Here is a 9,713-nt window from a genome sequence, read left to right as displayed (position 1 = left end):
AGCGAGCCGATAGGGGCGTTCGTGCAACAGCCCCGTTGGATATGGTGTAGTTTTAGGGAAGGAGTGCGCGCTCAGTGATGGAACAGGCGGATGTGGGTCATCGCCATCGCGATGCCGTACTTGTCGCAGGTCTCGATGACGTTGTCGTCGCGGATCGAGCCGCCGCTCTGCGCGATGTAGGAAACGCCGCTCTGATGGGCGCGCTCGACGTTGTCGCCGAACGGGAAGAATGCGTCCGAGCCGAGGGCAACGCCCGTGATTGTTTTGAGGTAGGCGCGTTTCTCTGCGCGTGTGAAGGGCGCGGGCTTTGCCGTAAAGAGCCGCTGCCAGTCGCTCGTGAGCAGTGCGTAGTCGTCCTCGTCACCCGCGGTGTATACGTCGATCGCATTGTCACGGTCGGGGCGGCGCACATCGTCCTTGAACGGGAGGGCGAGCACCTGCGGACTCTGGCGCAGCTGCCAGATGTCCGCCTTATTCCCCGCGAGGCGTGTGCAGTGGACGCGCGACTGCTGTCCCGCACCGACGCCGATCGCCTGTCCGTCGACGGCGTAGCAGACGGAGTTGGACTGTGTGTATTTCAGTGTGATGAGCGCGAGCAGGAGGTCGCGGCGCGCGGCATCGGGGATGTCCTTGTTCGCCGTCGGGCGGTCGGTCAGGCACTCCTCCGTGATCTGCACGTCGTTGCGCTGCTGCTCGAAGGTGACGCCATACACATCCTTGCGCTCGAGCGCGGGCGGCACATAGTTCTCGTCCATCTGGAGGACGAGATAGCTGCCCTTGCGCTTGTTCTTTAGGATCTCGAGCGCCTTTTCCGTATACCCCGGTGCGATGATGCCGTCGGACACCTCACCGCGCAGGAACTCCGCAAGGCTCTCGTCGCATACATCGGAGACAGCGGCAAAGTCGCCGTAGGAGCTCATGCGGTCAGCGCCGCGTGCGCGGACGTATGCACACGCGACGGGGGAGAGATCGCGCCCCTCGGCAGCGACTGCACGGGCGAGCGTATCCGAGAGCGGCAGGCCGAGCGCTGCGCCGGCGGGACTGACGTGCTTGAACGAGGCGGCAGCGGGCAGCCCCGACATCGCGCGCAGTTCGCGTACGAGCTGCCAGCTGTTCAGCGCATCGAGCAGGTTGATGTAGCCGGGGCGGCCGTTGAGGACGGTGAAGGGCAGACCGCCCTCCGCGCAGACGCGTGCGGGCGTCTGGTTCGGGTTGCAGCCGTATTTCAGTGCGATTTCGTTCATCGTGAGCGCTCCTTTTCTCTCGCAGGTATTGCTTTGTTTCCATTATAACGGCGCACGGAGAGATTTTCAACTGGGGAAGGCGCACGCATCATTTTCGTGCACCGAAAGGACTGCCGTATTCCGTCTGCACCGCTGCAAAAAGTCTGTCCGCGCTCTCCCATGATCCCGTAGATTCGCCTGATGGCGGGTCTTTTTAGTTCATCCTGCCGGAGCACAATGTATTTGACGAATTTCTTATCCTGTCGTATAATGAGCATAGAAAAGGAGCTGTCGTGTAAACGGTCAGCCCCGAGCTAAGTAGTGAGAAAATCCCGCCTAATCTTGGTCAGGGACAGGCGGGTTTTCTTATGCCTTTATCGCAACAACGCAGATTGTCACGAGGAACACGAGCGACAAAAAATCGTAAAGTTCCATCAGCAACGCCCCCTTTCAGGGGCTTCGATTGACCGCCTACCGAATCGACAGCACCATCGTTATTATACCACAAAAGACAGCGCCTCGGCTGTCTTTTTTATTGGGCGTGTTCCTCTAAGTGATTGCGAAAATACTGTGCTTTTTGTCTGCAAAAGAGTATAATAGATACATGAGAAAGAGAGGGGGATGCGCATGGTACCGCGTCTGGGTCATATTGCTTTTTTGAATGTGCTGCCGCTGACGTACGCGCTCGCGCACGGGGCGGCAGAGGGGCTGGATATCCTGCGCGCGACACCGGCCGCGCTGAACGGGCGGCTCGAGGCGAAGAATCTCGATGTGTCGGGGGTGTCCTCGATCACGTATGCGCGGCATGCGGACGACCTGCTCATTCTGCCCGACGTGTGCATCGCCTCGGACGGCGATGTGCGCAGCGTCCTCCTCGTCAGCCGTGTGCCGGCAGAGGAGATCGGCACGCAGCGCGTCCTGCTCTCGGATAAATCCGCATCCTCGCATGCGCTGCTCAAAATCATCCTGCACCGCGCGTATGGTGCTGCGCCTGCCTATGAAATACGCGCACTCACGCCGGATGATCCTGTGCCGGAGGGGGCGGCGGCATCCATGTTCATCGGGGACGACGCACTCGAACTTTACCACCGCCCGCCCGAGGGCATCTACATCTACGATCTTGCACGTGAGTGGAAGCAACTGACGGGCGCACGCATGGTGTTCGGCATCTGGGCGGCGGCACGGTCGTTTGGGGCGGCACATCCGGAGGCACTTCGCATGGTGCATGGGCGGATCGCAGAGGCGTTCCAGCGCTGGAACACGGTGAAGGAGGCGGCGATCGGCGAGGTGCTCATGGACGGGCGCTTTACGCGCACCCAACTGACGGAGTATCTTGGCAGTGCCGTGGTCTGGCAGCTGGATGCAGAAACGCTCGCGGGGCTTCGGCTATTTTACCAATATGCGGCAGAGGATGGGCTGATCCCGCACGCTCCCGCGATCGAACTCGCCCATGTTTGACGTGAATTTCACTTTATAGTAAAATATTCCTATCTATGGCTGCACTGCTTCACGCACACAGCAGCATATGAAAAGGGAAAGAGATGAAGGGAGATCGATAGACATGCAGATACGAAAACTCCTCTTAGCAGTACGGGATTTCATGGGCTTGGGAAAGCAGCATCAGGAACATCGTCGCTTCCGCAGTGCACTCACGTTAGGAGCCATGCTCGCCGTGAGTGTCCCCCTTGCGATACACGCACCGGCCGAGGCGGCGCATATCCTCGTAAAGGAGGGGATGCGCGGGCCTGTTGTGCAGCATGTACAGGAGCTTCTCATCAAGGGCGGTTATCTTGACGGTGCCGCGGATGGTGTCGCAGGACCTCTGACCCGTGCGGCGATTGAGGAGTGCCAGCAGGCACATTCCCTCGTGGTCGATGGCGTGTGTGGAGAGGCAACCTATCGTGTCCTTTCGGGCGGTGTGCCGTATGACCCTGTGGCGCTCGGTATTCCCGAGGACCGCGGATCGCAGGTGAGCCGCGGAAATGGCCGCTCACTCTACGTGTCAGCAACGGCGTACAGCGCATTTGATCCCGGCAATACGAATCGTACCGCGACGGGGACGCTCGTACGTCATGGCGTGATTGCCGTTGATCCATCTGTCATTCCACTCGGTACACACGTATTTATTCCCGGTTATGGCGAGGCTGTTGCCGAGGACGTTGGCGGGGCAATTAAGGGCCATCGTATTGATGTTGCATTCGATACGCATATGGAGGCTCTGATGTTTGGACGGCAGGATCTCGAAATTTTTATCATGGAGTAGTGCGACTGAATATGAAGGTATCGACCGAGCGGGCGAACGAGTGGATCCGCTATGCGACGGCGTCAGGCGTTTATTTTCTGACGATGGTCGCGTGTTACATCAATATGGGACAGGATATGGGCGCGGAGTATTTTCTCCCTGCCCTCATTCCAGTCCTTGCGCTTCTCATGCTCATGCAGTACGGGACGGGGGTTCCGCTCTTCTCGCGCGGCATGCTTGGGGCGATGGTGCCGGGTCTGCTCTGGTGCCTGACTTTCCCGCTTCTCTATACGTGGACGTATGCGCGGGACTGGTACCGATCGCTGGTTTTCTTCGACTTCCTGATCGGGACTGCGTACATCATGATGCTTGCAGCGCTTGGCGGTGTGCTCTTTCACCTCGGACACAGGCGTCTGACAGCGGCGTTTCTTGCCGTACTCGGCTTTCTCATGTCCCTCATCCCGCTTACGCAGATTGCCTACTACATGACGGTCTGGCACGCGCTCAGTCCTGCCTCGCTCATGGCGCTCTACCTGACGAACTGGCACGAGGCAGGGGACTACATCGAGTCGACGGTAGGGATACTGCCCGCCATATTCGTTGTTCTTCTTCTGCTCGTGCTTGTCTATCTATCGTATCGCAGCTATCTTGCATTTGCACATCGTATCTATCCGAGTGCAGAGGGATCGCGCATGGGATCGCTGGTCGCAGTCATGCTTGTCGCGGCGGGCGTGCACATTGCACTCATCCCCGAGAGCTCGATTGCAGGACTCTACAAAGACGTGACAACATACGTCGAGGAAACGCAGTCGTACAGTCTAAATCAGGACGAGAGATATGCGTCACTCATCATCGATATGGAGAATACGCTCGCAGCGCGCGCACCAGGGACGGTGATCTTCATCATCGGTGAGTCCGCGTCGCGGAATTACATGCACTACTATACACCGAGCTTTCCGTATGAGAATACCCCGTGGATGGAGCACATGGCAGCAGAGCGCGAGGGCTTCCTTGTTTATCGAAATACGTACTCCTCGTGGACGCAGACCGTGCCGGTGCTCGAGCGTGCGTTGACGGAGAAGAGCCAGTACAATGACAAGGAGTTCTTTGAGTCGGCATCACTCCTCGACGTTGCGAAAAAGATCGGCTATCATACGTACTGGTTCAGCAATCAGGGGCGCTATGGGCAGTTCGACAGCGCGATCACGATGGTTGCGAAGACAGCGGATGTCGCGGAGTGGACAGATGATTCATACACATTTACGACGAAGTATGACGAGAGCCTGCTTCCGTATTTGACACGTATAGACCCGAACGTGAACAACTTCATTGTCCTGCATCTGATGGGCAGCCATATCTACTATAACAACCGCTATCCGGACGAATGGGCGAAGTTCGTCGCCGAGGACGGAGAGTCTGCAATGACGAGTGCGCCGTCCTATGCGAACAGCATTCTTTACACGGACCACATTCTCGCAGAGATCTTTAACTATGCGGAGCGGAATCTGAATCTGCGCGCGATGGTCTATTTCTCTGACCACGGGGAGAACCTCAAGATCTCGCACAATCCCGACGTGTTCAGCTTCGACATGGTACGCATCCCGTTCTTTATCTATCTCTCGCCGGAGTACCGCACCGCGCTGCCGAATCGTGCGGCGATCCTTGCCGGACGGCGTGAGGCGTATTTTACGAACGACATGATGTACGATACGGTCTGCGGACTGCTCGGTGCGCCGTCGAACCGCTACGATCCGCGGCAGGATTTCTCGAGTCCCGCCTATGGATTTACGCGCGAAACGCTGACGACGATGTTCGGCAATCACGCCCTGACAGAGGACACGACGGATGAAAATACGGGCGCTTCGCCCGCCGGGGCGGAGGGAACGGCGAGCGAAGTGAGCCGATAGGGGGCGCCCCTTCCACCGCAAGCGGTCCCCCTCCCCCATTGCGATTGGGGAGGCATCGTTACATCATGCCGTTGCAATCTCATAGGTTCAAGAGGAGGATCTGTCATGCACTTCTACTGTGAGCGATGCAAAAAGGAATACCCCGTCGCAACGCACGCCTACGCGTGTGAGTGCGGGGGGCTTTTTCGTCTGTACCAGAGCGCGATGGACATCGCCGATCGTCACGAGGACGTGACCCTTGGCGAGACACAGACGCCGCTCCTGCCGATTGAGATGGACAGATGCAGATTCTACTTCAAGATGGAGGATCGCCAACCGACAGGCTCATTCAAGGATCGTGGGGCGAAGCGTCTCATCGGCGAGCTCGTGCATATCGGCATTGATCGCGTTGTGATCGACTCGGCGGGAAATGCAGGAGCGGCGGTCGCTGCGTATGCAGCGGCGGCGGGCATTGCGTGCAGAGTCTACGTCCCGGATGATATTTCTGCGGAGCGTGCCAAGCAGATTACGGCATACGGTGCTGATGTCATACGTGTGCCGAACGGACGCATGAATGCGAGCAGCGTGGCACGTGCAGAACTTGGCAGTGACTACTACGCCTCCCATGTCTACAATCCCCTCTTTGCGGACGGAATCAAGAGCATGGCGCAGGAGATCTATCATCAGCTCGGCGATACCGTGCCCGACTACATCTTTGTTCCCGTTGGCAACGGCTCCCTTCTTCTTGGCCTTTATTTGGGATTCGTCGAGATCGGACGTCTCCCGCGTTTTGTCGGCGTCCAGAGCACGAAATGTGCGCCCGTTGTCGAGGCATTCCATGGGCTGCAGGAGACGCCGCGCAAAAGCACTATTGCTGAGACCCTTCGCGTAGGAGCTCCGCCACGGCTTCCCGGCATTCTAAAAGCACTGCGCAACAGCAGCGGCGATGCGGTCGCCGTTGAGGACAGTGAGATTCTAAAGGCGGCAAAGACGCTGAACCACCGCGGCATCTATGCTGAACTGACCGCTGCAGCAGCTCTGGCGGGAGCGCGCAGCTTCTTTGCGGACGGGATGCCTGACAACTATCGCGTTGTCATTCCTGTGCCCGGCAGCGGGCTGAAGCGGTAGTCTATGCTGCACGCAATCATTGATATTGGGTCGAACACCATTCGCATGGCCGTCTACCAGATTGAGGGACGCTCATTTGACCTGCTCCTCAAGCGCAAGCACACTGTCGGCCTTGCGGGCTATCTTGACCGCGGCCACCTCGTACGCGAGGGCATCGAAAAGACCGTCAAGATCCTGCACGGATTTATGGACTTTATCGAGACATTCGGCATCTCACACGTCCATGCCTTTGCGACGGCGGCACTGCGCTCTGCGACGAACAGCCGCGCCGTCGTGGAGGAGATCACGCGCCGTACAGGTGTCGCTGTCCGCATCATCAGCGGTGAGGAGGAGGCGGCGTACGATTTCATCGGCGCGACACAGAACATCACACATGCAGATGGCATCATGGTCGACATCGGCGGCGGCAGCACCGAGATCATCGCCTATGCGGCACACGAAATGCAGGGGCGGTGGAGTCTGCCCCTGGGCTCGCTTGCCATGAGCAGAGTACACGTTGTGGGACTGCTCCCGACGCCGGCGGAGTGTACGGCGATTCGAGCGGCAGTGGGGGCGGTCTTGGAGGATGCGTCCGATGTACGCGCTCTGCGCGCCCGTCACATGGTAGGTATGGGCGGGGTACTCAGCAGTGCGAGCCGCATGCACCGGATCCTCTACCCCGAGGATAAAGTACGCCTCTTGCGCACCTCGCATCTGCCCGCGATGATTGGCCGCTACGGTACCGGACAGCCGCTCAGCGAGCAGTCTACCGCCGTCCTCCTGCGCTGTGCGCCCGACCGCCTCCACACCATCGTCCCCGGCATGATCATCGCCAGCGTCCTTGCTGAGACCTTTGCCGCTGAGGACATCCAGTACAGCGATTCCGGCGTGCGGGAGGGATATATCTGGAAGGAGATCATTGGCATAGCACAGGCGTAATGAACATTTTGCTCTATGAGATAGAATGACCCAGGAAAAACCATAGGCAAGCATCGATACGAAACACAAGCGCCTCTCCGCAGATCGGAGAGGCGCTTTCTTGCGTCAAAATATTCAGCTCTCAGAGTCGCCCATCCACTCCTCGGAGAAGACGGGGGCATCCTTGACGAGTGCGGTGATTTCCTCCCGCGTCTCGGCGATCTCCTCGGGGGAGAGGATGCTCGTGAGCGGCTTTGCGAGGAGGGAACCGACGTATGCCATGTCCTCTTCGCGCAGACCGCGCGTGGTCGGATTGGAGGTCGACAGGCGCAGGGCGTGCAGGAAGAGACCTGCGTTCATGGTGGGGATATTCCCCAGCTTTGCACGGATGCCGATCTCTCCGATCGCCTTGGCCGCCTCGAACACGTCGATGCCGGGGCCGGCAGAGGCAAGCACGAGATTGGTATCCGTGCCGCCGCAGAGAACGGAGGCACCGTGGTCCGCGAGGGCGCGTGCAAGCACCTCGGCATTCTTTAGAACCTGTGCCGCATAGGTGCGGAAGCTGTCGCTGCCTGCCTCGCGCAGCACAACGCCGAGGGCGGCGAGATGGTTCATGTGCAGCGCCTCATGGCCCGTATTGATCACGGCTGCGTCCATGCGTGCAACGAGGTCGTCCTTGCAGAGCACAACGGCGCCGTCCGGCCCGCGCAGGGACTCGCTCGTGGAGAACGTCACGACATCAGCGAGCGCGATGGGCGACGGGATGAGTCCTGCCGCGACGAGGTTGACCGAGTGGCTGATGTCAACCCAGAGATAGGCATCCACCGACTGCGCGATCTCATAGAGGATCTGGTAGTCAATCGTGCGCGGATAGCTGACGGGAGAGTAGATGATGAGCCGCGGCCGCACGCGTTCTGCATGCGCGCGCACCTCGCCCCACTCGATCTGCTGGGTGGCGGGATCGATGCCGTAGTTCTCGAACGTATAGGAGAGGCCTACGATGTGATCCTTTTTGCGCATATTAAAGGAGAGGACACAGTCGCCCGGCTTCAGGAGGGCGTGGAACACGACGCGCGAAGCGGCGGCGATGTTGCCGAGGCGGACGATCGCGTGATCGGCGCGGAACAGCTCCATCGCACGGCGGCGCACGATGCCGGCGAGATGCAGCCCTCCGCCCGTCGTCTCGTCGTTCCGGTCAAAGATGCTGTTCGTCAGTATGCTGCCCTCGAGATACTTCGCATACGGCGACATCGCATTCATGTTCGGCAGGAGCGAGAGCGTATAGCGCTGGCGCTGGCGTTCCTCCTCCAGCAGAGCATAGATCTCGGGGTCAAATGCCTTCAGATGATTTGCAACTTCTTCTCTTTTCATGAACAACTCTCCTTCTGCACCTTCGGACAGAAAATATCATAGATGCGGCGCTGCCGCAATAAAGTCCTGTGCGCTTAGTATAGCACAATGCGGCGGTTTGGTCATCTATTTTTGATGCTTCTGAATATTTTATGCTGAAAAAAAGACGCGCCCCGAAGGACGCGTCTGTGCTTGTTCGAAAGAAAGACGGCTCAGTCGATTAGAACGGCCATACAAGCGGGATGACGACAAGGCAGACGATCAGCGAGATAAAGACAAGCGGAAGTCCGACCTTGACATAGTCCATGAATTTGAACTGACCAGGTCCAAGAACGAGCGTGTTCGGCGGCGTTGCAACCGGCGTCGTGAACGCGCAGGATCCTGCGATACCGATCGCCATGACGACCGGGTACGGCGAAACGCCGACGGACTGTGCGATCGAGATCGCGATCGGCGCGAGAAGCGCCGCTGCTGCCGTGTTGGACATGAACTGTGTCAGACCGCAGGAGAGTGCGAACATCGCCGCGACGATGACAACCGCGGAGGGTGCATCGCCCATGAGGCCGACGACGAAGTCAGCGATAACCTTGCCCGCGCCGCTCTTGTCCATTGCGCCTGCGAGCGGGAGCATACCTGCGAAGAGGAAGATCGTCGTCCAGTCGATGCCCTGGTACGCCTGCTTCTCATTGAGGCAGCCCGTGAGCACGCACATGAGTCCGCCGATGATGGCAGACGTCTGCATCGGGACGTTGATGTCCTTCTCGAGAACCATCGCGATGATAACGCCGACGAGGATCGCTGCGCAGATCATCATCTTGCGCGGATCCTTTACTTCCTCTTTTTTATCAGCTGCGCCCTCGGGCACAACAGCCATGTTCTGCGGGCAGAGCTTGCGGCCGACCGTGAGCATGTAGAGAACGCCGACGATCGAGAGAGGAACACCAATCCATGCAAACTCGAAGAAGCCGAACGGCGTGAGTCCGCTCG

At 58.8% G+C, this 9,713-nt stretch carries 8 protein-coding genes; 5 read left to right on the top strand and 3 right to left on the bottom strand.

Annotated features, from left to right (window positions below; genetic code table 11):
• Positions 1 to 71: 71 nt before the first annotated feature.
• On the bottom strand, positions 72 to 1,244 hold the full coding sequence (locus tag HMPREF1992_RS02945) for a phosphoribosylaminoimidazolecarboxamide formyltransferase (RefSeq protein WP_021684335.1): 1,173 nt from the start codon (positions 1,242 to 1,244) through the stop codon (positions 72 to 74).
• 606 nt (positions 1,245 to 1,850) lie between these two features.
• Here HMPREF1992_RS02945 and HMPREF1992_RS02940 point away from each other — a divergent pair.
• From HMPREF1992_RS02940 to HMPREF1992_RS02920, 5 genes are all read left to right on the top strand, one after another.
• Positions 1,851 to 2,681, top strand: coding sequence for a menaquinone biosynthesis protein (locus tag HMPREF1992_RS02940; protein ID WP_037358299.1), 831 nt, complete (start codon positions 1,851 to 1,853; stop codon positions 2,679 to 2,681).
• 103 nt (positions 2,682 to 2,784) lie between these two features.
• On the top strand, positions 2,785 to 3,486 hold the full coding sequence (locus HMPREF1992_RS02935; RefSeq protein ID WP_037358291.1) for a 3D domain-containing protein: 702 nt from the start codon (positions 2,785 to 2,787) through the stop codon (positions 3,484 to 3,486).
• Between the two features lie 11 nt (positions 3,487 to 3,497).
• Positions 3,498 to 5,372: a phosphoethanolamine transferase gene (locus HMPREF1992_RS02930; protein ID WP_021684330.1), complete on the top strand. Its 1,875-nt coding sequence runs from the start codon at positions 3,498 to 3,500 to the stop codon at positions 5,370 to 5,372.
• Between the two features lie 105 nt (positions 5,373 to 5,477).
• Positions 5,478 to 6,479, top strand: a complete 1,002-nt coding sequence (locus HMPREF1992_RS02925; RefSeq protein WP_021684329.1) for a pyridoxal-phosphate dependent enzyme — start codon at positions 5,478 to 5,480, stop codon at positions 6,477 to 6,479.
• Positions 6,480 to 6,482: 3 nt separating this feature from the next.
• Positions 6,483 to 7,397: a Ppx/GppA phosphatase gene (locus HMPREF1992_RS02920; RefSeq protein ID WP_021684328.1), complete on the top strand. Its 915-nt coding sequence runs from the start codon at positions 6,483 to 6,485 to the stop codon at positions 7,395 to 7,397.
• Positions 7,398 to 7,511: 114 nt separating this feature from the next.
• On the opposite strand, the gene HMPREF1992_RS02915 is transcribed toward HMPREF1992_RS02920, so the two are convergent.
• On the bottom strand, positions 7,512 to 8,747 hold the full coding sequence (locus HMPREF1992_RS02915) for a glycine hydroxymethyltransferase (RefSeq protein WP_021684327.1): 1,236 nt from the start codon (positions 8,745 to 8,747) through the stop codon (positions 7,512 to 7,514).
• 199 nt (positions 8,748 to 8,946) lie between these two features.
• Positions 8,947 to 9,713: SLC13 family permease (locus HMPREF1992_RS02910; protein ID WP_021684326.1), on the bottom strand; the 767-nt coding region annotated here is incomplete at its 5' end.

This window comes from Selenomonas sp. oral taxon 892 str. F0426 (assembly GCF_000468035.1).
GTDB lineage: Bacteria > Bacillota > Negativicutes > Selenomonadales > Selenomonadaceae > Centipeda.
This window is presented reverse-complemented; position numbering and strand designations above follow the sequence as displayed.